Annotated in this window: 22 protein-coding genes; 17 read left to right on the forward strand and 5 right to left on the reverse strand. The window is 40.4% G+C overall.

All coding sequences use genetic code 11. The annotated features are described in order from the left end of the window. Window positions 1–51 precede the first annotated feature (51 nt). Both Q7657_RS17465 and Q7657_RS17470 read left to right on the forward strand, forming a co-directional pair. Window positions 52–1632, forward strand: coding sequence for a Na+/H+ antiporter NhaC family protein (locus Q7657_RS17465; protein ID WP_107166558.1), 1581 nt, complete (start codon window positions 52–54; stop codon window positions 1630–1632). Between the two features lie 116 nt (window positions 1633–1748). Beyond that, the gene (locus Q7657_RS17470) at window positions 1749–2189 is read left to right on the forward strand and encodes a VOC family protein (RefSeq protein WP_060988206.1); all 441 of its coding nucleotides are present in this window, start codon (window positions 1749–1751) and stop codon (window positions 2187–2189) included. 70 nt (window positions 2190–2259) lie between these two features. Here the strand turns inward: Q7657_RS17470 and Q7657_RS17475 are convergent, their stop codons facing one another. The 4 genes from Q7657_RS17475 to Q7657_RS17490 all read right to left on the reverse strand — a co-directional run bounded on the left by Q7657_RS17475 (window position 2260) and on the right by Q7657_RS17490 (window position 4398). Beyond that, a complete protein-coding gene (locus Q7657_RS17475; RefSeq protein ID WP_107166559.1) occupies window positions 2260–2910 on the reverse strand; it encodes a Qnr family pentapeptide repeat protein in 651 nt (216 codons plus the stop codon). 91 nt (window positions 2911–3001) lie between these two features. Next, the gene (locus Q7657_RS17480) at window positions 3002–3394 is read right to left on the reverse strand and encodes a cystatin domain-containing protein (RefSeq protein ID WP_053989556.1); all 393 of its coding nucleotides are present in this window, start codon (window positions 3392–3394) and stop codon (window positions 3002–3004) included. 124 nt (window positions 3395–3518) lie between these two features. After that, window positions 3519–3860, reverse strand: a complete 342-nt coding sequence (locus tag Q7657_RS17485) for a 5-carboxymethyl-2-hydroxymuconate Delta-isomerase (RefSeq protein WP_053989555.1) — start codon at window positions 3858–3860, stop codon at window positions 3519–3521. A gap of 181 nt (window positions 3861–4041) precedes the next feature. After that, entirely contained in the window at window positions 4042–4398 is a 357-nt protein-coding gene (locus tag Q7657_RS17490; RefSeq protein ID WP_053989554.1) for a DsrE/DsrF/TusD sulfur relay family protein, read from the reverse strand. 315 nt (window positions 4399–4713) lie between these two features. Here Q7657_RS17490 and Q7657_RS17495 point away from each other — a divergent pair, with 315 nt between their 5' ends. The 11 genes from Q7657_RS17495 (at window position 4714) to tusE (ending at window position 18574) form a co-directional block, all read left to right on the forward strand. Beyond that, window positions 4714–5241 carry a hypothetical protein gene (locus Q7657_RS17495; RefSeq protein ID WP_053989553.1) on the forward strand — a complete coding sequence of 176 codons (528 nt, stop codon included), beginning with the start codon at window positions 4714–4716 and terminating at the stop codon, window positions 5239–5241. 189 nt (window positions 5242–5430) lie between these two features. Beyond that, window positions 5431–8499, forward strand: a complete 3069-nt coding sequence (locus Q7657_RS17500) for a bifunctional diguanylate cyclase/phosphodiesterase (RefSeq protein WP_107166560.1) — start codon at window positions 5431–5433, stop codon at window positions 8497–8499. A gap of 68 nt (window positions 8500–8567) precedes the next feature. Next, complete coding sequence (locus Q7657_RS17505; protein ID WP_107166561.1) at window positions 8568–8909, forward strand: hypothetical protein; 342 nt, start codon at window positions 8568–8570, stop codon at window positions 8907–8909. Window positions 8910–9580: 671 nt separating this feature from the next. Continuing rightward, on the forward strand, window positions 9581–10807 hold the full coding sequence (gltS, locus tag Q7657_RS17510; protein WP_107166562.1) for a sodium/glutamate symporter: 1227 nt from the start codon (window positions 9581–9583) through the stop codon (window positions 10805–10807). 310 nt (window positions 10808–11117) lie between these two features. Beyond that, window positions 11118–12347: an L-lactate MFS transporter gene (locus Q7657_RS17515; protein ID WP_053989549.1), complete on the forward strand. Its 1230-nt coding sequence runs from the start codon at window positions 11118–11120 to the stop codon at window positions 12345–12347. Window positions 12348–12935: 588 nt separating this feature from the next. Next, window positions 12936–13964 (forward strand): amino acid ABC transporter substrate-binding protein, encoded by a 1029-nt coding sequence (locus Q7657_RS17520; protein ID WP_107166563.1) that lies wholly within the window; start codon window positions 12936–12938, stop codon window positions 13962–13964. A gap of 126 nt (window positions 13965–14090) precedes the next feature. Further along, complete coding sequence (locus Q7657_RS17525; RefSeq protein WP_107166564.1) at window positions 14091–15290, forward strand: amino acid ABC transporter permease; 1200 nt, start codon at window positions 14091–14093, stop codon at window positions 15288–15290. 4 nt (window positions 15291–15294) lie between these two features. Further along, a complete protein-coding gene (locus Q7657_RS17530; protein ID WP_107166565.1) occupies window positions 15295–16392 on the forward strand; it encodes an amino acid ABC transporter permease in 1098 nt (365 codons plus the stop codon). 13 nt (window positions 16393–16405) lie between these two features. Then, window positions 16406–17182: an amino acid ABC transporter ATP-binding protein gene (locus tag Q7657_RS17535; protein ID WP_081001739.1), complete on the forward strand. Its 777-nt coding sequence runs from the start codon at window positions 16406–16408 to the stop codon at window positions 17180–17182. Between the two features lie 246 nt (window positions 17183–17428). Continuing rightward, entirely contained in the window at window positions 17429–18097 is a 669-nt protein-coding gene (locus Q7657_RS17540) for a Bax inhibitor-1/YccA family protein (protein WP_053989545.1), read from the forward strand. 147 nt (window positions 18098–18244) lie between these two features. Further along, complete coding sequence (tusE, locus tag Q7657_RS17545) at window positions 18245–18574, forward strand: sulfurtransferase TusE (protein WP_107166566.1); 330 nt, start codon at window positions 18245–18247, stop codon at window positions 18572–18574. A gap of 92 nt (window positions 18575–18666) precedes the next feature. Here tusE and yccX read toward each other — a convergent pair whose 3' ends face one another. Next, window positions 18667–18939 (reverse strand): acylphosphatase, encoded by a 273-nt coding sequence (yccX, locus tag Q7657_RS17550; RefSeq protein WP_107166567.1) that lies wholly within the window; start codon window positions 18937–18939, stop codon window positions 18667–18669. Between the two features lie 97 nt (window positions 18940–19036). Between yccX and Q7657_RS17555 the strand changes: the two genes are divergently transcribed. The 4 genes from Q7657_RS17555 (at window position 19037) to Q7657_RS17570 (ending at window position 26161) form a co-directional block, all read left to right on the forward strand. Next, the gene (locus Q7657_RS17555; RefSeq protein ID WP_107166568.1) at window positions 19037–20446 is read left to right on the forward strand and encodes a methyl-accepting chemotaxis protein; all 1410 of its coding nucleotides are present in this window, start codon (window positions 19037–19039) and stop codon (window positions 20444–20446) included. 140 nt (window positions 20447–20586) lie between these two features. Further along, a complete protein-coding gene (locus tag Q7657_RS17560) occupies window positions 20587–21777 on the forward strand; it encodes a class I SAM-dependent methyltransferase (protein ID WP_053989542.1) in 1191 nt (396 codons plus the stop codon). 238 nt (window positions 21778–22015) lie between these two features. Then, on the forward strand, window positions 22016–22639 hold the full coding sequence (locus Q7657_RS17565) for a YccT family protein (RefSeq protein WP_053989541.1): 624 nt from the start codon (window positions 22016–22018) through the stop codon (window positions 22637–22639). A gap of 345 nt (window positions 22640–22984) precedes the next feature. After that, window positions 22985–26161, forward strand: coding sequence for a chitinase C-terminal domain-containing protein (locus tag Q7657_RS17570; protein WP_107166569.1), 3177 nt, complete (start codon window positions 22985–22987; stop codon window positions 26159–26161). Window positions 26162–26268: the final 107 nt, after the last annotated feature.

Consider the following 26268-nt stretch of genomic DNA (forward strand, 5'->3'; position numbering starts at 1 on the left):
TTCTCTATCCTTTCGGTAGATCTCCACCTAATATAGGTGTTTAAGAGATCCATGAATCTAGTTCAATATTCTGATTCCATTTTATCAGTTGTCCCTGCATTACTAGCTGTTATTTTAGCTATTGCTACCCGTCGCGTATTGCTATCGCTTGGTCTTGGCATTGTTGCTGGCGCAATCCTTCTTAATGATTACAACCCGTTATCTGCGCTGAAATACATTGTTCACCAAGTTGTTGGCCTTATTTGGTCTGACGGTGCAGTAAATAGCGGCAACGTGAATATGATTATCTTCATGTTGTTACTAGGCGGTTTGATCAGCCTAATGACAGCAACAGGTGCAACCCGCGCATTTGCTGAATGGGGTTACCGTCGTTGTAAAGATCGCCGTAGTGCAAACATGCTAACGGGCTTAATGGTTTTTGCTTTCTTTATTGATGACTTCTTCCACAGCTTGTCTGTAGGTCCTATTTGTCGTCCTGTGACTGACCGTTTCAACATTTCACGTGCGAAACTGGCTTACCTACTGGACTCAACCGCAGCACCTGTTTGTGTCATTACACCTATTTCATCTTGGGGCGCATACATTATTGCGATCCTTGGCGGTATCTTAGCAACGAACCATATTACTGATATCAGTGCGATTTCATTGTTCGTTCAAATGATCCCAATGAACCTATACGCGGTATTCACACTTCTGATGGTTATCGTGGTTATCTTCTTCCAACTAAACATTGGCCCTATGCGTCAACACGAAGCGTGGGCAGAAGAAGGCAAGCTATGGGACGAATCTAAAGGTCATCCAAAAGGCTTAGAGATCACAACAGAATCTTCAGGCAAAGGCACAATGATCGACATGGTTCTGCCAATTCTAACGCTAACGGTATCAAGTGTTATCTTTATGGTGATCAGCGGTGCTGACGTTCTAGCCGCTCGCGGTGAAGGATTTAGCCTAATTAAAGCCCTTGAGCATACCGATCTTGGTTCGTCGCTGGTTAACGCTTCACTATGTAGCCTTGCCGTTTCAATGGTATTAGCACTTCGTTTGAAGCTATCACTAAAAACATGGCTAACCGCTGCACCACAAGGTGTTCAAGCAATGATGCCAGCTATCGTTATCCTAATGTTCGCATGGACGATCGGTACCGTAGTAAGTGACATGAAAACAGGTCTGTACCTAGCGTCATTAACCAAAGGTGGCTTCCCTACTGAACTACTACCTGCATTAGTCTTCGTTCTATCTTGTGCGATGTCTTTCGCAACAGGTACAAGTTGGGGTACGTTCGGTATCATGTTGCCACTAGCAGGTGATATGGCGGTAGCAAGTGATGCTCACCTACTAATGCCTATGCTTTCTGCGGTACTTGCTGGCTCTGTATTTGGCGATCACAGCTCTCCAATTTCAAGTACAAGTATTCTGTCTGCAACAGGTGCTGGTAGCCATCACATGGATCACGTAATGACTCAGCTTCCTTATGCTATTACTGTGGCATTCGGTGCGCTATTGGGTTACCTAACAATGGGTATCATGTCGTCAACTATCGCTGGTATTGGTGTGAGTGCACTATGGTTCCTTGCATGTTGTACGATCCACCTACGTCGTCACAGAAAATACCAACAAGCGGTAACAGCATAAGCTAACCGTCTAAATTCAAAATAAATTAGAGAACTCCCCGTTCGTTTTATCCTGTAATTGCTTTATGCTTAGGATTAAACAACGGGGATTTTTTACATCAAATTTAGGAAAGAAACATGGAATACTTACACACAATGATCCGCGTGAGCGACCTAGATGCATCACTGGACTTTTACTGTAATAAGTTAGGATTAGTTGAAGTTAACCGTAAAGAAAGTGAGCGTGGACGCTTTACCCTTGTGTTCCTTGCCGCACCAAGCCAAGCAGAAGCAGCAAAAGAGACAAAATCACCGTTACTTGAACTGACTTACAATTGGGATCCTGAAGAGTACACTGGCGGTCGTAACTTTGGTCACTTAGCATTTGCGGTTGAGAACATTTACGAGTTATGTGCGCATCTGCAAGATAACGGGGTTGTAATCAATCGCCCACCACGTGATGGACACATGGCGTTTGTTCGCTCCCCTGACGGTATTTCCATTGAACTGCTACAAAAAGGTGACGCACTTGAAGCGCAAGAGCCTTGGGCATCAATGCAAAACCAAGGCGAATGGTAATAAACGATTATTGCTACTTGTCAGTGCTAAAGTACTGACAAGTGGCTTTTCAAGAAGTGAGGAAATCAAGCTATAAAACAATAATGCCTAGCTGACTTAATAGCTGCTCTTGTTGCCAATCACAAATTTTCACTCCTTGTAGATTCACTCGTCGAATATCAACCCCTTCCAAATCTACATGACAAAGATCTGCTCCTTCAAACATGCATTGCTGCCAATGCTCGGAAGAAAACTCACCTCGGCTAAGATCAGCGCCTTTCAAAGATGTGGCTAATAGGTTTGCCCCATTCCAACGGTTTTCAAACAGCTCGCATTGCTCCAGCTTTACATCTTCAAAATTGCTATAGCGTAAGTTACAGCCCGTAATATATGCCGAGCTAAAGAAGGTATTTTGGGTGATGTAATTAGAAAACGACGCATACTGAAAGTCCGCCCCTTGCAAGTTTGATTCTCGCATTTCAATGCCAAAACACTGCGCATGACGAAAGTTAGCTAAAGATAAATTACAATTTTTAAAACTGGCATCCTTTAGTTTGGCATAAGAGAAATTCACACCATCTTCTGCGCCAGCTTCAATAAAGCTGCAATCAATGAAACTTGCTTCAACCAAATTAGCCCGAGAAAAATCACAGCGATAGAATTGACAATTCTCAAATATCGCTTCTGATAAGTCAGCACCAGAAAACGATTCATCTTGATAGCACTTTGCGGTGATATGCATGGTTATTCTCTATATTTCATCAACAAAAAAACGCTGTTACTGAGCACTCAATAACAGCGTTTTTAATTTTACATCAAAGCCAATAAGCTAATTAGTTAGGTACATCACAGTTAGACACTGCTGATGGTACTTGCTTGATCTCTTTAACTTGGAATGTGTTTTGTAGGCTATGGAACACTTTAGCACTGTAGTAATCACCATTATCAATACTGAAAGTAATGAGGTAATTCATACCTGCAACCACCTGTTGACGCACTTCGTAAATTTTACCTAACTGGTGATCACCAGAAATTGCTTTAACAGCTTCTTTTGCCGCTTGTTCTACTTCAGGAGTGATTTTGCCTTGGGCCCAACCACCAGCAATTGCTTGAGTAAAATCACAACCAGTTTGCACATTTGCCTCTTTTTTTGTTTCGTTTTTTGCAGAGCTACACGCAACTAACACAATTGAACTTAAAGCGATCAGTAAAATTTTCTTTTTCATTTTCTTGTCCTAATACATAACCTTTCTATATATATGACCAGAAAATGTGATCAAACGCAAACAATTTTGTTTAAAACATCATTTTATTGCTAACAAAAGCCAAAAACGCAACTTTATTTGCATTTTAAATGACATACTTTCTATACGACTCTTGGTTAATATCTTCAATCTCAACCGTTACACAAATATCATTATGGAACATGGCTGCTACTTGATGAAGGATCACCTCAGCTAGATTATCTTTTTGCTTTGGATCTCTCCCCGGCAGTACTCTTACCGTAATATGGACAAAGGGTTTCTCTGTTGTTCCTGTTCGATAAAACTCAAAAGGGATTGCACGTGTTTTAATGTCTTCTTCATCAAACAGACCTGAACTAAACGTCGCATAATGGGTGGTTGCCATTAGTTCATTTACGTTGATCTCATTCTCAAGATCTTTGGCGTACTCAATAATGCAATGCGGCACAACGATTCTCCTTTCTATAGATAGAATACCGACGTAAAAACACTAGCACATATCAAAATGAGAACTCGTAGCGAGATCTGCTTTTTGATAATAATCATTATTAAGTACTGGGTTATTTCAGTTTCTGTGACTCCGATTGAAAATCTACAAAATAGTCACATGTGACAATGTCACCTATTTTTTAGAAGGTTAGCACCTTATTAGCTGTTAATGTCCAATGTGCGAGATCATCTAAAGTGCCAATTTCACATCCTTCAATCAACAACTCTTTCGATAAGCCACGAGCACTACAGCACGTTTTACATAATGACACTTCACTCCCCTGCGCTAAGGCGATTTCAACCATTTGCTGAATATCATAACCTTCAACCGGATTTTGCTTCTTCATCGCACACATAACCGCATCAGACATTAAAAATAGCTTAATTTGTGCTGCTTGTTCTTCTTGCTCATTCAGCTTAATCGCTAAACGTAGCGCATTAAACGGACGCTCTGAGCCATAAGGTGCATCATTGATCACAATTAAAATGGTTTGCATAACATACTCTTCCAACAAATAGTTTCGACTGGAAATATTGTCACACAAAAGTTGAGGTAATTATAGAAATCCTGATTAAGTATGAATGGCAAATAACAATGAATATTTAAGAATAAAGATCACATTTTCAGTACGTAACCAGAACACAAAAGCTCACTAAACGCCCAACTAGCGCAAATAATTATCGCAAATTCAATTTATATGCATATTCTGCTATTAACCGTTGAAATAATTTGGCACATTACCGCCTCAGTTGGTTTACTGCTTGATTTCATCCAGCTGTTGTGTGTTTAACTTCTAGCTAGAGAACATCTAATGAGCCATCGTCTCCAACTTACCCATGCCCCATCAGTCCTATTTCTGTTTGGCTTATCTGGTGCAGGTAAATCCTATGTCGGTGATGTTATTGGGGCTCATGATGACTGGTTTGTTTACCACGCCGATGATGATCTTACAGATGAAATGCTAGAAGTTATCCAAGCAGAAAAACCTTTCACAGAAGAAATGCGTGATAACTTTTTTGAGCGCATTAGCGATAAGGTTAATCATTTCCGTACCCTATACCCACGAATTGTTGTTACTCAAGGTGCTTACAAGAAAAAGCATCGTGATTTCATTCGTAATAACATTAGTGATATTGAAATGATCTACGTGACAGCAACGGACTCGCTGATCCATCAACGCTTAGAATATCGCCTTAACGGTATTTCAAATGCCAGTGCTGAAGCCATTAAGCATATTTTTGAAGTACCAGATCCATCGGTAAAAACTATTTTCAATTACGAAGGTAAGTCTTCCATCATTGAGCAACTTAATTCTTTTTATAGTAAAGAAATTGCTTAACATCAGCATATTATAATGCTTCTAAAGCAGTAAATAGTGGACTATATATAATCTAGCGAATGTAATTGATTTTACTATTCAAAGTGAAACAATTCGTTCATCACGTTTCTTTATACTCTCCCTTAACCATATGCGCTTTTTAGCATAAACTTATCCTTGTATATGATGTACTCATAATAAGGTGTCTATGTGAATGGGTTAAAACCGTATCTTGCTGTCATCTTTGTTCCCTTAGTGGCAATAGTGACGATTATTAGTCTTTATTTTTATCAAAAAGACAGCATTCAATTAACGGAACACATTAAAGAGAATGAGCTCAGTCAATTAGAGTCTCTACTGCACCTAACTAACTTACATCTCAATACTGTCTCTGAAGACTTAAATAGCCTCACCTATCAATTACAACAAGCCCCACTACATGAACCTTTACGCGTATTAGAAAAAGCGCGTGTTCTCAAGCAATTTAAAAGCATTCTTATCAATTCTGACTTATACGAATCTATTCGACTGATTGATTATAAAAATACCCAAGTGTTATTTTTACGAAAAACAGAAAATGGTTTTTTTATTGATTACAACGAGAGCATTACTGATAAAGAGCAATTAAAGAACATTGATCACACTTTCTCGTTAAAAGATAAGAAAAGTTTTATTAATAAAACAGGTAACACAATTTCGTTTTACCAGCATCTGCAAATGGAACACAGCCACTGGGTGATCCAATTAAGCTATCGTCAGCTCCCCATCAACAACATCTCGAATAACAATGGTCGTATTAACTTTATTATTAACCATGACGGACAGTGGATCTCCTCACCTTACATTCAAAAAATTGAAAATAAAGCGCAGCCAAATATACCGACATCAGAAGAGTCTCTTTTTTCAGAAGCTTACCCGTATTTGTGGAACACCGTTAAACGCTTAAACAAAGGTCAAACCATCATTGGAGATTACTTATATACCTATAGCCCTATTATTTATAATAATAAACAACACGATGAGAACCTAAGCAATGGCATTTCAGAGTGGGTGCTAATCTCCTCTATTAATATAGATAAAGCCCTTAATAGCCTGTATTTCTCCAATTTCACCCGTATTCGATTAGCCGCAATATGCGTGATGTTTTTTATCCTCATTGGCAGTACAGTGATGCTTGTTTGGCGACTGGTTCAGAAACATAAAAACGAGCAAGAGCTTCGTCAGCAACGTGACAACAACCTCAATCGCTATGCTGCAATCATTAAAAATAGTGAGGATGGCATTATTGTTTTAAATGATAAACGTAAAATATCGGCAATTAATGATGCCGCGCATTCTATTTTAAATATCAATCGCAATGTGCTGCATCAACCCCTACTGCAGCTATTTAGCTCTGAACAAATTCAAATTGAATTGACTAACTTACTCAACACCATTGATCTTTTACCTAATACCGAGCACTTAAAAACCCATATCAAGTTAAAGTTTAAGCGGACTAAACACTTAGAAGTGATTGCAACCAAACAAAACGACAGTATTGAAGATAATATTTTACTCCATATTGCGGATGTGACGTATTGGGTCAATCGTGAAAAACGATTACAAGCACTCTCACGTGCAGCAGAGCAAAGCGCCGAGTCTGTTGTGATCACAGATAAGAATGGTTTTATCCAATATGCGAATGGCGCTTACCTGAAGCAAACAGGTAAAACATTCCGTGATTTAATCGGCAGCCACAGTTCTGAATGTTTCAATGATTATGTTGATAATGAAAATGAACGTAATGCCCTCTTTAGCAAGTTAATGTCGGGACAGTCCATTCACCATGTAATTGCTAAAAAGGTAAATCACGACATTCACTACGTGGACTACACTATCTCCCCTATTCGTGGTGACGATGGCAAGATCTGTAACTACATCGCAACCAGTAGAGACATCACTGATCGCATCACTTATGAAAATAAACTTCATCGACTAGCGCACTATGATTCATTAACCCAATTGCCAAACCGTACGTTGTTTAGCCAAGACATTAATCGCTGCGCATTGGAAGCAGCAAAACATCAAGCTCAAGTGGCAGTGATGGTTATCGACTTAGCATTGATCAAACAGCTTCATGAATCGCTAAGTAATGAAGAAATTGAGAAGATCCTCTTAATCTTATCTCAACGTATAAAATCCAATTTACGAGCGAGCGACATTTTGGCGCGTATTGATTCCGATGAGTTCGGTATTTTAATTCGTTCCTTTCATGATACTAAGGTCATCAACCAGTTAGCTGAGCGCATCTTACAAAGTATCAGTTCGCCACTGTCTATTCATTGCCGTGTATTCTCCATCTCTGCCAATATTGGTATTGCCTTTAGCTCAGAGACGGAAAACGATCCAAAAATACTGCAGAAATATGCCCATATTGCGCTATACCGAACTAAAGGATTAGCAGGAAGCAATTACTGTTATTTTACGGAATCAATGGAAGTTGAAAATGTACAGCGTTTATTACTCGAATCTGATCTAAGACGCTCTATTGGCACTGATCGCTATGAATATTTTTTCCAACCAAAAGTCAGTGCTGTCACCCATCGTTTATGTGGCGTCGAAGCGTTATTAAGATGGAAAAATGATAACGGTGAATATCGCTCACCCGCTGATGTGATCCCTATTTTAGAATCTTCAGAGTTAATCATTGAAGCTGGCAACTACCTGATCAAACAAGCATGTAGACAGCTTAAACAATGGCAAGATCAAGAACACTATTTTGATATCGCGATAAATATCTCAGCAAGGCAGTTACTTGAGGCTGATTTAGTACAAACCATTACCGAAGCAATTTCACAATCAGGCTGCGATCCACATTACTTAGAATTAGAGTTAACGGAGAGCGTATTAATGTGTGATGTGAATTTTGCCTTAACCCAATTACATGAGTTACGTGAGCTAGGGATCAAGATCGCTATTGATGACTTCGGGACTGGCTACTCATCATTAGCTTATTTATCTCGCTTCCCTATCAATATTCTCAAAGTCGATCGGGAATTTATTAAAGATCTGCCTTCAAATAAAGACAGCATTACCATCTGTCGTTCCATCGTTGAGTTAGCTCACAACCTCAATCTCACCATTGTTGCCGAAGGGGTTGAAACACAAGAGCAACTGAGCTTCTTAGAATCACTTGGCGTTGAAGAGTTACAAGGCTTCTACTTTGATAAACCCCTACCATTGACAAACTTTGAAGATAAATACCTTACGGAAATGACAAAAGCACCGGTTTTAACTTGATACAGGTTCTCATCAGTTGAATTGTGGCTTATCATTACAAAAGAATGATTGTTATGTAGGATGCTTTGATGAGCTTTGACGAACATTTAAATAACTTTATCAAGCAACGAGAACAGTTTGGTACGCCTGGCCAACAACGACAGCAGAAGCGTAATTCGTATGTTGTGGTTGATGCCACAGATCAAAGTAAAGCTCGTGAAGCAATAGCTAAAGAACAAGAACTCGCCTCTAAACGTGCAGAGTTCGAAACAAAGCAGCATCATGAACGAATTAAAGGTCGTTGTGTATTACCTGACGAAGCGAAAGCGTTAGAAGGTACAAATACGCAAGCTCGACCAGCGGATCCTGGTCGCATAGCCTATATCCAACAGCTGAAAAAAGATTTAAAACTCAAAAAATATAGTAATTAGAGAAATGATAATAAATGAGGAAGCAAACCGTTTGCTTCCTTTTTTATATGCATAGAGATGACAAAACCTGTACTTTTCGTGCATAAAAATTCGTAATAAATTTTATTTCTCTACATAAAATTGACAAAAAACAACCACCAATTACAGCATTCAATACTATTAAAAACAGGATTTCAGACTTTTTCTGAATTTTTATTAAAATAAATACAAAAAAATATGCTTGCAAAGTAAGCAATCTTACAATGTGAGAATAACCACTTTTTTTTAAATTGCATTCATAACAACTAAATTTGCATTTTAACCTTAGTATTACAGCAAGGATTTGGTAATAAATAACCACATGCACATTGATTTACACAATATTTATAAAACAACCTGCTGTTTTTAAAGTAATTTGCAAATTTAAAGATCATAATTATGTAAATTCTCTTTGCACTTTTATTGATTGTTAAAAGTCAACAAACAACCATTTCTTAATAAACAATTTACCAACAATAATGAAAACAAAAAATAACCAACATCTCTATTATTGATAAATATATTCGATAATAGATACAATTAATCGATTATATTCTTAATTGCCTACTATATTAAGTAATAAATAGCAATATGGTAAGAACAGCTTTTACGCGTTAAAATTACCATCAAAGAAATACAATAGAAGATTATCGATGAACACAACTATTCAAATTAATGAGCTCGAATCATTGCTCATAGCAATAATCGTGCTTTTTCTCGGTTACTTTATTAACAGCAAAGTTGCGTTTTTAAGAAAATATAATATCCCAGAGCCTATTGTTGGTGGCTTGGTTGTTGCCGTTGTTATTACTATTTTCCATTTCCAAGGCTTTGACATTATTTTCAAACTAAGCATGAAAAATGCATTGATGGAAATGTTCTTTGCTACTGTTGGTTTAGCTGCAAGTTATAAACTATTAGCGAAGGGCGGCTCTCGCGTATTCCTTTTCTTAGCGCTAGCCACTGTTTTTATCGTTATCCAGAACGCTGTAGGCGTAAGTTTAAGTAAGCTACTTGGCCTAGATCCTTTACTTGGCCTTGTTGTAGGTTCAATTACACTATCTGGCGGTCACGGTACAGGCGCAGCTTGGGCACAAACATTATCTACTGATTACGGCTTAAACACGCTTGAGCTCTCGATGGCTTCAGCAACCTTTGGTTTAATCATGGGTGGTATTATTGGCGGACCTGTTGCACAGCGTTTGATCAACAAATACAACTTAAAATCTGAATTTGGTGAGAGTGGTAACCACCACATCGACCATCCAGATCTTGTGACTTACAGCGACAAAGAAGAAGATCGTATTACTTCAAAGAACACCATTGAAGTTCTGTTTATTCTACTTCTTTGTGTCGCTGGTGCATCACACGCTAAAGACTTTGTAGATAGCTTTGGTATCAGCGCACTACGTATTCCTGAGTTTGTGTACGCGCTATTTATCGGTGTGTTTATTACTAACTTATGTGAAGGTACTAAGTGCTACAAAATCAACAAAGAAACTGTTGATGCATTGGGTACAATTTCATTATCCCTATTCTTAGCAATGGCACTGATGAGTCTGCATTTATGGGAGCTAATGGATCTTGCACTACCAATGCTTGTTATTCTTGTTGTACAGACTGTCGTACTCGCCCTGTTCACTTACTTTGTTACATTCCGTGTAATGGGTAAGAACTATGACGCTGCAATCATTGCCGGTGGTCACTGTGGCTTTGGTATGGGTGCAACACCAACAGCTGTAATGAACATGGGTGCGCTAGTATCTCGTAATGGCCCATCGCCACAAGCCTTTATGGTTGTGCCTATTGTTGGTGCATTCTTTATTGATATTACGAACCTTCTAGTGCTTCAAGGTTATATTAGTTTCCTTGGTCACTAATAATTCGTAATAAGCAAAAATATACCATTAAGGGGAAAGAGAAATCTTTCCCCTTTTTATTTTCTTTAGAAAAACAATCTTAAAAAAATAAAACAATTCATTTACAAATAGTCTTATTAAGACTCTGTTCGAAATTCAAATACATTTAAATTTTCATCATTTCCATTCATTTGTAACAAACAATTTCTATCCAATTTAAAAATTAAAAAATCTTGATAATATTCGCCCACTTTTAAAACCTAAGTTTGAATAAATAACCTAGATTTTGTTGGTGAACACCTTTGCCTACAAAGTGCTAATTGAGATAAGTATGAAAAAATTTGATAGAGCGATGCAGATCCTGCTTGCAGGTTTCTGTATCAACTTGTGTATGGGTATTCTTTACGCGTGGAGTGTTTTCAAAAAAGCACTCGTTGTTGATCTTGGCTGGTCTAATGCCGACGCATCACTACCTTACACAGTAGCGATTATTACGTTCTCATTATCATTACTGGTTGCAGGTATCCTTCAAGACCGTATGGGCCCTCGTCGCGTACTTATCCTAGGTACTGTGATGGTAGGTCTTGGCATGATCGTATCAAGCTTTGCTACATCGCCAGCAATGCTGATCGTAACATTCGGTATTATGACTGGTTGTGGTATCGGTTTTGGTTACGCGTGCTTAAGTCCATCAGCGATGAAGTGGTTCCACCCTTCTAAGAAAGGTTTAGTTAATGGTCTAATCGCAGCAGGCTTTGGTCTTGCAGCTGTTTACCTTGCACCACTAACATCTTTCCTAATCAAAGATTTTGGTATTAACAATAGCTTCATGATCCTAGGTATTGCGATCATTGTTATTGCTGTACCACTAGCATTTACTATTAACAACCCACCAGCAGATTACACGCCAGAAGTGCCTGCTGGTTACGATGCGAAAAACAAATCTGGTAACGCTGCTGATCTAAACTGGCGCGCAATGCTTAAAACGCCACAATTCTACTCACTATGGGTTATGTATGCGTTTGCTTCAGCATCAGGTCTTATGATCATCGGTAACATTACGTCTATCGCAGCAGCGCAGGCAAATATCACAGATGCAGCATACCTTGTTGTTATCCTAGCGATCTTCAACTCAGGTGGTCGTGTAGTTGCAGGTATCCTATCTGATAAGATCGGTGGTATTAAAACGCTAATGATTGCTTTCATTATGCAAGCTGTAAATATGGTGATGTTCGCAACGTTCAAGTCAGACTTTACTCTGATCATCGGTGCGGCAGTCGCGGGTGTAGGCTACGGTACGCTACTTGCGGTATTCCCATCGATCATTGCAGACTTCTACGGTCTAAAGAACTACGGTGCGAACTACGGTGTTCTATACACCGCTTGGGGTGTGAGTGGTTTCATCGGTCCAGTTGTTGCAGCATTCGCTGTTGATACAACAGGTACTTACACCCTAGCTTACACTGTGTGTTCTGTAATGCTTGCTGTTGCTGTTGTGCTTTCTTTTGTAACAAAGAAAGTGGACTCAGAAGCTTTAGCTAAGAAAATAGCTAACGCATAAAACACAAAAAAACGTTCATGAAAGGCTCAGGTTAACTGGGCCTTTCTTTTTTCTGAGACATCTTTTCTCAATTAAATAAAAATAAACAACACTCCATTACCAATCCCATATTTATTAGATACAAGCACTATCTATTTAAGAAAAAACATCTTTTTCATCCAAGATATAACGACAATATCAGTTATTTAATCCAATCCTTTGGTGTTATCTTAATGTGCATATTTAATCATTAAACTGCATATACACTTCAATAAATCCAATACCGCCCCCACGCTTCCCGTAGAAATTCTCATTCCTTTAAACAAGCGTTTAAATCGAGTAAAGACGCAAAAAACACGCCAACAGTAAAGCAATTTAAATATTTCTAAGCTTTATGTTGAGATTATTGACCACTGAATAATTAATCACAAATGGTCACTATTTTTATTTTGTTTGGTTTTTCATCTTGTTAGCGTTCCGTGATCTACATCGACCCAATCACTAGACCTTTTTTGTTCTCTTCCTATAATTAACAACTGTTAATATATTGTTAAATTATTTATTAATACACTTTTAATTTCACATCAGGACCAACAAAGGAAGGTACAAATGGCTAATAAATTATCAGTTGTATTTGCGGCGTTAGCCTCTTCAACTGCCCTTTTTGCTGCAAATGTTAATGCTGAAGCCACGCTCGATAAGGTAATGAAACAAGGTTATGTCCAATGTGGTGTCAGTGCTGGTCTACCTGGTTTTTCTAACCCCAATGCAAAGGGTCAATGGGAAGGACTTGATGTAGAATTTTGTCAAGCTATCGCTGCTGCAACCATTGGCGATAAATCAAAAGTTAAATACATCCCGCTAACAGCAAAAGAACGTTTCACAGCCCTACAGTCTGGTGAAATCGATGTGTTATCACGTAACACAACATGGACATTACATCGTGATACCGCACTGGGTTTGAACTTTACTGGCGTTAACTACTACGACGGTCAAGGCTTCATGGTGAAAAAAGACATGGGCATCAAGAGTGCAAAAGAACTTAACGGTGCTGCCGTTTGTGTACAATCAGGTACAACAACTGAACTCAACCTTGCCGATTACTTCCGTGTAAACGGTATGGAATACAAGCCCGTAGTATTTGATACTGCGCCACAAACGTCTAAAGGTTTCGACTCTGGTCGTTGTGATGTGCTAACTACCGACCAATCTGGTCTGTATGCCCTTCGCTTAAACCTAAAAGATCCAAGTTCTGCGGTTGTCCTACCTGAAATCATTTCAAAAGAGCCATTAGGTCCTGTCGTACGTCAAGGTGATGATCAATGGTTCAACATCGTTCGCTGGACACTATTTACCATGATCAACGCTGAAGAGTTTGGTGTGACATCAGCTAACGTCGACAAGCTAGCGAAAGAATCCAAAGATCCTAACATTCGCCGTCTAATTGGCCTTGATGGACCTAAAGGTAAAGGTATGGGTCTGAAGGATGATTGGGGCTACCAAATCATCAAACAAGTGGGTAACTACGGTGAAAGCTTTGAACGTACCGTCGGTGAAGGTTCACCGCTAAAAATTAAACGTGGTCTAAATGCGCTTTGGACACAAGGCGGTATCCAATACGCTCCACCAATTCGTTAACTTTTATCCCTAGTGACCTCGCGGTACTAGGATATAGCACCATTTAGATAATAAGAAACATCGCAATACATAGGGATCCGGGATCGGATCCCTACTTTACATCTCAATAGGAACTGAGGTTGTTTTATGGCTCCTACATCAAATACATCGGATGTATCAAGTCCAAAATCCAAGCAAAGCATTTTCTATAACCCCACTTTTCGCTCTGTGATTTTCCAAGTGGTGGCTGTAGTTGGACTGGTATTCTTTTTTTACTCTATTGTAAATAATGCGCTAACCAATTTAGAGTCTCGTGGTATTTCTACTGGCTTTGACTTTCTAACCCAAGAAGCAGGTTTCGGGATCGGTTTAACCCTAATCGAATATGATGAAACTTACAGCTATGGGCGAACATTTGTTGTCGGATTACTTAACACTGCATTAGTGGCGGTATTGGGTATTATCCTTGCAACGATCATCGGCTTTATCATGGGTGTTGCTCGCCTATCCTCTAACTGGTTGATCAGTCGATTAGCCGCCGTCTACATTGAAGTATTTCGTAATATCCCACTCTTATTGCAAATCTTTTTTTGGTATTTTGCGGTACTTCAAGCACTGCCTTCTCCACGACAAAGTGTGAGTTTTGGTGAAGCCATCTTTCTTAATGTTCGTGGATTATCGATCCCAAGCCCTATCTACGGTTCGGGTTCAGAAATCATCGGATGGTGTTTAGCCATTGCAGTGGTGTTATCGATTATTTTCTACCGTTACGCTAAAAAGAAACAACAACAAACAGGACAACAACTACCTGTTTTATACACTGTCGCTGGGCTTGTTTTAGGCTTACCTTTAATTGCGTTTTTCGTCACAGGTATGCCGATCACACTAGAATATCCAGAGCTCAAAGGCTTTAACTTTAAAGGTGGTATCACTATCTTGCCTGAGCTTGCAGCCTTGTTACTGGCATTAAGTATCTACACAGCCTCTTTCATCGCAGAGATTGTTCGATCAGGTATCAACGCGGTTAGCCATGGTCAAACAGAAGCAGCCGAAGCTCTTGGTTTATCCAAAGGTAAAACGTTACGTCTTGTCGTGGTGCCACAAGCACTGCGTATCATTATTCCCCCACTCACGAGTCAATATCTAAACCTCACCAAAAACTCATCACTCGCGATGGCAATTGGTTATCCCGATCTTGTCTCAGTCTTTGCTGGCACAACCCTAAATCAAACAGGACAAGCGATTGAAATCATTGCTATGACTATGGCGGTGTACTTAACACTAAGTTTATTAACTTCGTTATTGATGAATATCTATAACAAGAAAGTTGCATTGGTAGAGAGGTAACACGATGAAGAAACATGAATTTCTACCAGACTTGCCGCCACCAGCAAACACTGTAGGTCTAATTGGCTGGCTACGAACTAACTTGTTTTCGTCAGTCACTAATAGCATTGCTACTCTTCTACTGGGCTATTTTGCTGTACTTGGGATCTGGTACATCATTGATTGGGCATTTATTAATGCCGATTGGTCTGGCGACAGCCGTGATGCGTGTACCAGCAGCGGTGCTTGTTGGACATTTATCAACGTTCGCTTTGATCAGTTTATGTATGGCTTCTATCCAACTGATGAGTTATGGCGACCACAATTATTCTACGCCACATTAGCTATTTTCATTGGTTTGTTGGCCTACGAAAAAACGCCATACCGTGGTTGGATTTGGTTATTCTTCGTTAACATCTACCCTTTTATTGCAGGTTTCTTACTTTACGGTGGCGTATTTGGATTACCTGTTGTGGAGACTCACCTTTGGGGCGGATTATTAATCACCTTAATCATTGCCATTGTTGGTATTGTCGTCTCACTTCCTATCGGTGTCGTATTAGCCTTAGGTCGACGCTCTGAAATGCCAATCATCCGCAGTATTTGTACGGTATACATTGAGTTATGGCGTGGAGTGCCACTCATTACGGTACTCTTTATGGCATCAGTGATGTTACCGCTATTCCTATCATCAGAAATGGAAACCAATAAACTGATCCGCGCCTTAATGGGTGTTGTGATGTTCAGTGCCGCTTACATGGCAGAAGTCATACGTGGTGGCTTACAAGCTATTCCAAAAGGGCAATATGAAGCAGCTGACGCACTTGGGCTTACTTATTGGAAGAAGATGTACCTCATTGTTCTACCACAAGCGCTGAAAATTACTATCCCGTCGATTGTGAATACCTTTATTGGCTTGTTTAAAGATACCAGCCTTGTTCTTATCATCGGTATGTTTGATGTACTTGGTATTGGACAAGCAGCAACGACCGATCCTGAATGGCTAGGCTTTGCAACCGAGAGCTATGTATTCGTTGCACTGGTCTTCTGGATCTTCTGCTTTGGTATGTCGCGTTACAGTATTTATTTAGAAAACAAATTGCACACTGGGCACAAACGTTAGCAAGGAAAGCATTATGACGAGTAGTACTTCAAAACCTCAAACTGATAACACCAGCTCAGATCTGATGATCCAGCTAACGGATGTGAATAAATGGTATGGTCAGTTTCATGTTCTTAAGAACATCAATTTAAACGTTAAGAAAGGCGAAAAGATCGTTATCTGTGGCCCTTCTGGATCGGGGAAATCCACCATGATCCGCTGCATTAACAGTTTGGAAGAACATCAGAAAGGACAAATCATTGTTGGCGGCACTGAGCTCACTGACGATCTTAAAAACATCGAGCTAGTACGCAAAGAAGTTGGCATGTGTTTCCAACACTTTAACTTGTTTCCACACTTAACCGTGTTAGAGAACTGTACCCTCGCCCCTATTTGGGTAAAGAAAATGCCAAAGAAAGACGCTGAAGCATTGGCAATGAAATACCTTGAGCGTGTACAAATCACCGATCAAGCCAATAAATACCCTGGTCAACTCTCTGGTGGTCAACAACAACGTGTAGCGATAGCCCGCTCACTGTGTATGAACCCACAGGTCATGTTATTTGACGAACCAACTTCAGCTCTTGACCCTGAAATGGTTAGAGAGGTATTGGATGTCATGGTCGAACTGGCTAACGAAGGCATGACCATGCTTTGTGTTACTCATGAAATGGGCTTTGCACGACAAGTCGCTGATCGGGTTATTTTTATGGATCAGGGCGAAATTATCGAAGAAAACAACCCACAAGATTTCTTTGATAACCCTAAATCTGACCGTACCCAGTTGTTCTTAAGTCAAATATTGCATTAATCACACTTAATGAATGTTTCAAAGAAAACAACGTATTAGTTAAAGGCTTTGTTCCAACTTTGAAACATTCAGTTACACATTAAACTCAATTTCACCACTTCGTTTAAGTAATATACGGGTTAGCAGTGTTAACGTGCTTCAACACAAAGATTTTAATATTGATGGCGTCGTTATACTTGCTTTTATGATAATTTAGCCTCATATATAAATGAATAGTCTCAATATAACTACCCTAAGGGGATTTTTATGAACGATCGTATAGTTAATCGTGACGGCGGTTACGAAGGCTTACTATCTACCAATAAGGTTTTACGTAACACCTACTTCTTACTTTCGTTAACTTTGCTATTTTCTGCTGCTGTAGCAGGAATTGCGATGGCAATGAACGTACCGCCAGTACACTGGATTGTGTTACTCGTTGGCTTCTACGGCCTAATTTTCTTAACTGAACGTAACCGTGACAGCAGCTTAGGTCTGTTCTTTGTCTTTGCACTGACAGGTTTTATGGGCTTTACCCTTGGCCCAATCCTAAATATGTATGTTAGCGCTGGTTTAGGCGATGTGGTTGTAACGGCTCTTGGTGGCACGGCTTTCACTTTCCTTGGCTGTTCAGCTTATGCATTAACAACCAAGCGTGATCTGTCATTCTTGAACGGTATGCTAATGGCTGGCTTTATCGCTATCCTTGTTGCAGTAGTTGCAAACATCTTCTTGAAGATGCCTATGCTATCTCTAGCGATCAGCGGTATGTTTGTACTGTTCTCATCAGCTGCAATCCTATTGACTACTCAGTCAATCGTTCGCGGTGGTGAAACAAACTACATCTCAGCAACAGTGACGTTGTATGTATCTATCTACAACCTATTCTTAAGCCTGTTGCAAATTCTTGGTGTTATCAACAGCGATAATAACTAAGCATTAGCTGCTCGAATTTCAAATGCCCGCTATTTTGCGGGCATTTTTATTTCTATCTTCTTTTCACCCAACATATTAACGACTTTTACTTGCAGCAATGCTGCTCTCTCACTATCCTTTGAGCCGAAATGAATACCGAGGCTCATCATGCTTGAATTTAATAACAAAGAAATCGAAACAGACGCACAAGGTTATCTGAAAAATGTTAACGATTGGTGTGAAGAACTGGTGCCCTTACTTGCAGCAGATGAAGGTATCGAGCTATCTGAAGCGCACTGGGAAGTGATCCATTTTGTGCGTGAATTTTACTTAGAATTTAATACATCACCTGCTATTCGTATGCTAGTAAAAGCGATGGCGAAACAATACGGTGAAGAAAAAGGTAACTCGCGTTATTTATACCGCTTATTCCCTAAAGGTCCAGCAAAGCAAGCAACCAAACTTGCAGGCTTACCTAAGCCGGTAAAATGTATCTAAGAGATAGCGTCTCTATATCCTAATGACGACCACAACGGTTTAATATAAACACCAATTTGTGGTCGTTTTAGTGTTCACTTGTTTTGCCATGTTTATCTAATCGCAAAACCATCCATATGTCGCCATTCCAATCGTTCAGTATTGATCGATTGTACATCAGCAAGTTTTACTCCACTGGCAAGCCACAGTAACAATGAATCAATATCCGATTCCTCACCACAGGCCATGATTTCAACACTGCCATCCGGTAAATTCTTCGCATAGCCTTTCAAACTATACTTCAATCCTTCATGGGCGGTATGAAACCGAAAGCCCACCCCTTGGACGCGACCCGTAACGTTCGCTCTAATACAAAGTTGTGACATCCATCACCTCAAGTTTTACGTAACTTTGTCGATATATTTCAGGTACCTCCCACCGAGTTACTCACCACACTTTATATATGCTAATTAGGACTTAAGTATGAAAGAAGTCGCCTTTCGATGGATCGATAAATACCTTATACACTTAAAGTTAACTGAGAAGTTTTACTTAATTTTTCTTCTTCCGTTTATCGCTATTCTCTTTGTCAGTGCAATTTTAGTTGATGCTGCAGCAACGCAGCGCTCAGAAATAACACAACAACAACTCCAGCTAACGGCAAATATTTTCCAACAGCAAAATATCTCCTCCTCCGATGCAGCCCTTCTACTGCAAAATAGCGCTATAAAAGTATCGAATACTGGTTCTTCTGATGCCGTTTTTGTCAGCGGTCAAAACTATGCATTAGAAGCAATAGCTCAATCTGGGTTACTTAATTACCTATCAACAACACAATGGGTTGTGACGGCTATTTTACTCGTTATTATCCTTGCCGTTGTGTACTACATCATGACTTTCATCGGTGGTGCGATGTTTAATATGCACAAAGCACTTCAAAGTCTAGCTGATGGCGACTTAACACACCGTTTAAATTTTTTCCCTGTTCGTGATGAATTCAGTCGTATCGCTATCACTATTGATAAAGTCGCTGAACGTGAACAACAGTTAGTGTTAGCAACCCAACAAGCAGTCGCACTAATGCAGCAGATCAGTGTTGATTTACGCCAACGTAGTAATAACAGCGGTGATTTATCGCAATCACAACAAAGCCACTTAGACTCACTTGCCAGTGCAACCGAGGAAATGGCAACATCGATTCGTGAAGTCGCAACCCATGCTCATGAAACATCACTTCAAACCCAAGAAGCACAAGCAGTTAGCGAAAACGGTCGCGTAAAAGTTAGTGAAACAAAAAATGCGATTTCTATTCTTTCAAGTGAAATCAATGCCGCAGCACAAGCCGTATCTGCACTTGATAGTAATGCAGCCCAAATTGATGATGTGGTAACAACCATCAATGGTATTTCAGAGCAAACTAACCTGCTGGCGCTCAACGCAGCCATTGAAGCTGCACGTGCTGGTGAACAAGGTCGTGGTTTTGCCGTGGTTGCAGATGAAGTACGTACCCTTGCTGGTCGTACCCAAAGTGCAACCGTTGAAATTCAGCAGATGATTGAATCACTACAACAAAACAGCCAACAACTGATTGCTGTAATGCAAAACACCGTTGATAACGCTGTTAACAGTGAGCAATTGATGGATTCGGTTGATAATGAAATCGGTCAAATTAACGAACGTAATCAAGGGATCTCGGATCGCAGTTCTGAAATTGCAGCAGCCGCTGAGCAGCAAGGTGCAGTAGCAGAGAGTATCGCAAGTAGTGTTGAGCAAGTCCGTACTCAGTCTAATCAAATTGCGACAATGATCAGTGAAGCAAACAGTGAAATTGATCAGCTAAACCAACAAGCCCAAATATTAGAGCAACTGATGAGTGGCTTAAAAGCGTCATAACGACCCCCATCAGCAAAAGTAATCTCGCTTTTTTATGCCGTCATCTTATTTGTATCCGATAAGTTGGCGGCTTTTTCATTTGATTTTATATGGCTAGAGAAAGATAATACGCCCCTTTCAAATTCCATACTGGGCATGTCATGACAGCTTCTATTTATTTGGTAAAAGGCCGCGAAAAATCATTACGTCGTCGCCACCCTTGGGTTTTCTCTCGCGGTATTGATCGCATTGATGGTAAACCTGGCTTAGGCGAAACCGTCGATATCTACGACAACAAAGGCGAATGGTTAGCAAAAGGCGCTTATTCACCACAATCACAAATTCGCGTTCGCGTATGGAGTTTTGATAAAAACGAAAACATCGACGTTAACTTCTTCATTAAGCGCCTTAATCAAGCTCAAGGTTTACGCGATATTCTTGCTGCTCGTGATGGTCTAACTGGCTATCGTTTAATTGCAGCAGAATCTGACGGCCTACCGGGTATTACCATTGACCGTTACCAAAACTTCCTAGTCTGTCAGCTGCTAAGTGCTGGTGCTGAAGCACAACGTGATGTACTAATTGAAGCGCTACAGCATTGTTACCCAGAATGCAGCATTTACGAGCGTTCTGATGTTGCTGTTCGTAAAAAAGAAGGTCTAAAACAGCGTACTGGTGTGCTTCATGGTGATGAGCCACCACAATTTGTTACCATCGAAGAAAACGGCGTAAAAATTAACGTTGATATCGTGGGTGGTCATAAAACAGGTTTCTACCTTGACCAACGTGACAGCCGTGAAGCATCCGTAAAATACGTTAACGGCAAACGTGTACTAAACTGCTTCTGTTACACTGGTGGCTTCGGTCTTTATGCTCTTAAAGGCGGTGCTAAAGAAGTGGTTAACGTGGATGTGTCTCAACACGCACTGGATACCGCGCTGAAGAATGCACAAGACAACGGCTACCCTGTTGAGAATGCACAATTCTTAAATGCTGATGTATTTAAACTGCTACGTGACTACCGTGATCGTGGTGAGCTATTTGATGTAGTAATTATGGATCCACCTAAATTTGCTGAATCTAAATCTCAGCTTGTCGGTGCTTGTCGTGGTTACAAAGATATCAACATGCTAGCAATGCAAATTCTTAAGCCAGGCGGTACGCTACTGACTTACTCTTGCTCTGGTTTAATGGATAACAACCTGTTCCAGAAAATCATTGCTGATGCCGCTCTTGATGCACACCGTGATGTTCAGTTTATTGAACGTTTCAGCCAAGCAGCCGATCACCCACTAGACAGTGCTTACCCTGAAGGTTTCTACCTAAAAGGCTTTGCGTGTTACGTTAAGTAATCACTACTGTTCTTATACTAGATACACGATATTACGAAAGCCCGGTGATTGATCATCGGGCTTTTTTGTTTTCTACAACTCAGCACCAAGTGACACGCCATATACTTTGAAATTATTTAGGCATTGTTGTCTACACGTTAATTACATACAGACACCATTTGTCATCGGTATTAATAAAATAATACAATAAGAAAATACCAATAGCGCATTTTGCTATCGACAAATACAAGGAATTAACATGAAACTACGTACAGCACTTTTAACCCTAGCCGCTTGTGGTGTGAGCTTCTCTTCTTTTGCTAACGTCTCGCTTACCCTACCTGACTCTGCTGATCTTGTTCTTGTAAATGGCACAAAAGCGCAAGGTAATGGCCCTCTTTCATTAAAAGATGGTGATAACCAAATTGCTTTCCGCTACGAAACTAACTACCGCGAAAATGGTGATACTCACCTATTTAAATCTGAAGTTGTGATCGTGACGTTCGATGGCAACAATGCAAATTACACATTAACGCTACCTAAAATTCATAGCCAATATGAAGCAAAAGCGTTTAACAAACAGCCAAACGTAGAAATTACAGATCAACAAAATAATAACGTCGCGATTAAACAAGACGTTTTAATCAAGAATGGCGTTCAAATTGGTCGTGATTTTCAGCAAGAAATTGCAAAATACAATCTAAGTGGCGCACCAGCGGCATTAACATCAGCAATTTCTGTTTCTGTGCCACAGGTACAAAATGTTGCAGTAGAAAAAAGTGGAAAAGTTGATCAAGCCTACGTAACTAAGATGCTTAATTACTGGTACGAAAAAGCAGATAAAGCGACACAAGACCAATTCAAAGCATCAATCAACAAGTAATACATAAACCAATACTCGTTAAATATCATATGGATAGCTATAAATTTTTAGCTATCCATACTTTTTAGTCCTACCTAATACCAAATTTATACCACTTCTCACGTCATCATTTTGACTCTCACTAACTTCCTTTTTGTGTTGAACAGTTGCTTTTAATTCAACTTTGCAATGAATATTTACATTTCTTTTACATACTTCCGAGAGCAGCCTTAAATATCAGAACATCTTGCCGTGCAATATTAGGTATCAGCTTTATAGTTTTTTTACGGCGCTCAAAAAGATTTAAAAAAGAATAATTGCCAGGCTGGGTGCTGATATTTATTAACTGAAACTAAAGGATACCTAATGGATAATGGTAAACATGGAACGATGAGGAAAGGGATTTTCACTCTTAGTACTCTAACTATGTCATGCTTCTTTGCACTCAATGCACAAGCTGCAGTTGATTGTACAGACCTTGCAGAATGGGAAAGTAATAAAGTTTATACTGGCGGCGACCAAGTTCAGCAAAATGGTGTTGCGTATAAAGCGAATTACTGGACTCAGAACAACTCACCAGCAGATTTTAGTGGTGACTACGCTCAATGGATTGAGTTAGGTTTATGTTCTGATTCATCAATTCCTGTTGAAAACGTCGCACCTACAGCAAGCATTACTTCACCTACAGCGACAACCTCGATTACAACCGGTGAAACAGTTCTTATCAAAGCGAATGCAGCAGACACCGATGGCACCATTGCTAAAGTCGACTTCCTTGTTGACGGCACTGTTGTAGGTAGTTCAACAACAGCCCCTTACGAGTTTGCTTGGGTTGCCACTGAAGGCGCACATAGCCTTGCAGCTGTAGCTTACGATGATAAGAACGCTGCAAGTAGCCAAGCTAGTGTGACTGTTGATGTTGCACCTGAAGGCCCTGTTAACCAAGCACCAACGGTATCTGTTGCCGTTTCAGCAGCAACTGTAGAACTTGGTGAAGTTGTAACAATTACTGCTGACGCAGCTGACGCTGATGGCACAGTAGAGAAAGTAGATTTCTACGTAAACGGTGCTCTTGTTGGCACTAAAGCAACCGCGCCTTACGTACTTGAATACACAACGGTACAAGCAGGCTCTGCGAAGATCTTTGCTCGTGCAACAGATGATAAGAACAAAACTTCAGATTCAGCAGTAACAGCTGTCACCGTCAATGGCGCTGTGGTTTCTAATGGTTGTCGTCCTGATGGTTTATACCAAACTGAAGGTGTAAACGTTCCTTACTGTTCTATTTACGACGAAGAAGGTCGTGAGAAGATGGGCGCAGATCACCCTCGCCGTGTGATCGGTTACTTTACTAGCTGGCGTGCAGGCAACGATCCACAAAGCAGCTACCTAGTTAACGATATTCCATGGGAGCAGTTAACACACATTAACTACGCATTCGTAAGTATCGGCTCTGACGGTAAAGTAAACATCGGTGATACAACGGATCCAACCAATGCCGCAGTTGGTATGGAATGGGATGGCGTTGAAATTGATCCAGCACTTGGCTTTAAAGGTCACTTCGGTGCTCTTGCAACAGCGAAAGCAAAACACGATGTGAAGACATTGATCTCTATTGGTGGTTGGGCTGAAACAGGTGGTCACTTCGGTACAGATGGTGATCGTGTTGCTGATGGTGGCTTCTACACCATGACAACGAACTCAGATGGTTCAATTAACCATGCTGGCATCGAGAAATTCGCAGCATCTGCGGTAGAAATGATGCGTAAGTACAAGTTCGATGGTCTAGATATCGACTACGAATACCCAACTTCAATGGCAGGTGCAGGTAACCCATACGATAAGGAATTCATGGAACCACGTCGTCCATACCTATGGGCTTCGTACCAAGAATTAATGAAAGTTCTACGTGAAAAACTAGATGTTGCTTCTGCACAAGATGGCATTCACTACATGCTAACAATTGCAGCACCATCATCAGGTTACCTACTACGTGGTATGGAAACCTTTGATGTAACGAAATACCTCGATTACGTTAATATCATGTCATACGACTTACACGGTGCATGGAATGATCACGTAGGCCACAATGCTGCCCTATTCGACACAGGTAAAGACTCTGAGCTTGCACAGTGGAATGTATACGGTACAGCTGCTTACGGTGGTATTGGTTACCTAAATACTGACTGGGCTTACCACTACTTCCGTGGTTCTATGCCAGCAGGTCGTATCAACATTGGTGTTCCTTACTACACCCGTGGTTGGCAAGGCGTAACAGGTGGTGAAAACGGTCTATGGGGTCGTGCAGCGCTGCCTAACCAGTCTGAGTGTCAAGCAGGTACAGGTGAAGGTGAGAAGAACAACTGTGGTTACGGTGCAACGGGCATCGACAACATGTGGCACGATCTTGACCCACAAGGTAAAGAGATGGGTGCAGGTTCTAACCCAATGTGGCACGCTAAGAACCTTGAGAAAGGTATCTTCGGCTCGTACGCATCAGCTTACGGTCTAGATCCAGCTAATGATCCGGAAGATAAATTAGTCGGTACTTATACTCGTAACTACGATGATGTTGCTGTAGCTCCATGGTTATGGAACGCAGAGAAGAGCGTATTTATCTCAACGGAAGATAAAGCCTCTGTTAGTGTGAAAGCTGACTACGTAATCGATAAAGAAATCGGTGGTATCATGTTCTGGGAGCTTGCGGGCGACTACAACTGTTACCTACTAGATGCAAACGGTAAACGTACTAACACGATTGATGCTACTGAAAAAGCCTGTGCGTCAGGTAATGGTGAGTACCACATGGGTAACTCGATGACTAAAGCTATCTACGATAAGTTTAAGTCAGCAACACCATACGGTAATACCATTGCTACAGGTGCGATTCCAACACAAGCTGTTGACATTGCAGTGAAGATTGATGGATTTAAAGTAGGCGATCAAAACTACCCTATCAATCCAAAAGTCACGTTCACTAACAACACAGGCGTTGACCTACCAGGCGGTACAGAGTTCCAGTTTGATATTCCAGTATCTGCTCCAGATAATGCGAAAGATCAGTCTGGTGGTGGCCTAAAAGTGATTGCTTCTGGTCACACGCGTAGCGATAACATTGGTGGTCTAGACGGTACAATGCACCGTGTAGCCTTCTCACTACCTAAGTGGAAGACACTACCAGCAGGTGATAGTTATGAACTAGACTTCATCTACTACCTACCAATCTCAGGTCCAGCTAACTATACAGTTAACGTTAACGGCAATGAGTATGCATTCAAGTTTGAGCAACCAAACCTACCATTAGGTGACTTAAATGCAGGCGGTGGTAATGGCGGTGGCGACAATGGCGGTAACAACGGCGATTGTGATACTACAGGTCTAAACACTTATCCGAACTGGCCACAAACAGATTGGCAAGGTACACCAACACATGCAGGTAGCGGTGACCAAATCATCCATGATGGTGCGGTATATAAAGCAAACTGGTGGACATCATCAGTACCAGGTAGTGACGGTAGCTGGACTAAAGTGTGTAACATCTAAAGCTAACGTATAAATAACGTCTAAAAGCAGGTAGTTCGCTACCTGCTTTTTTATTCAATAAAGCATAGAAAAGCAGACATTTATACAGATTTAAACGATTACATGAT

The organism is Candidatus Photobacterium acropomis (assembly GCF_030685555.1).
Lineage (GTDB): Bacteria > Pseudomonadota > Gammaproteobacteria > Enterobacterales > Vibrionaceae > Photobacterium > Photobacterium lucens.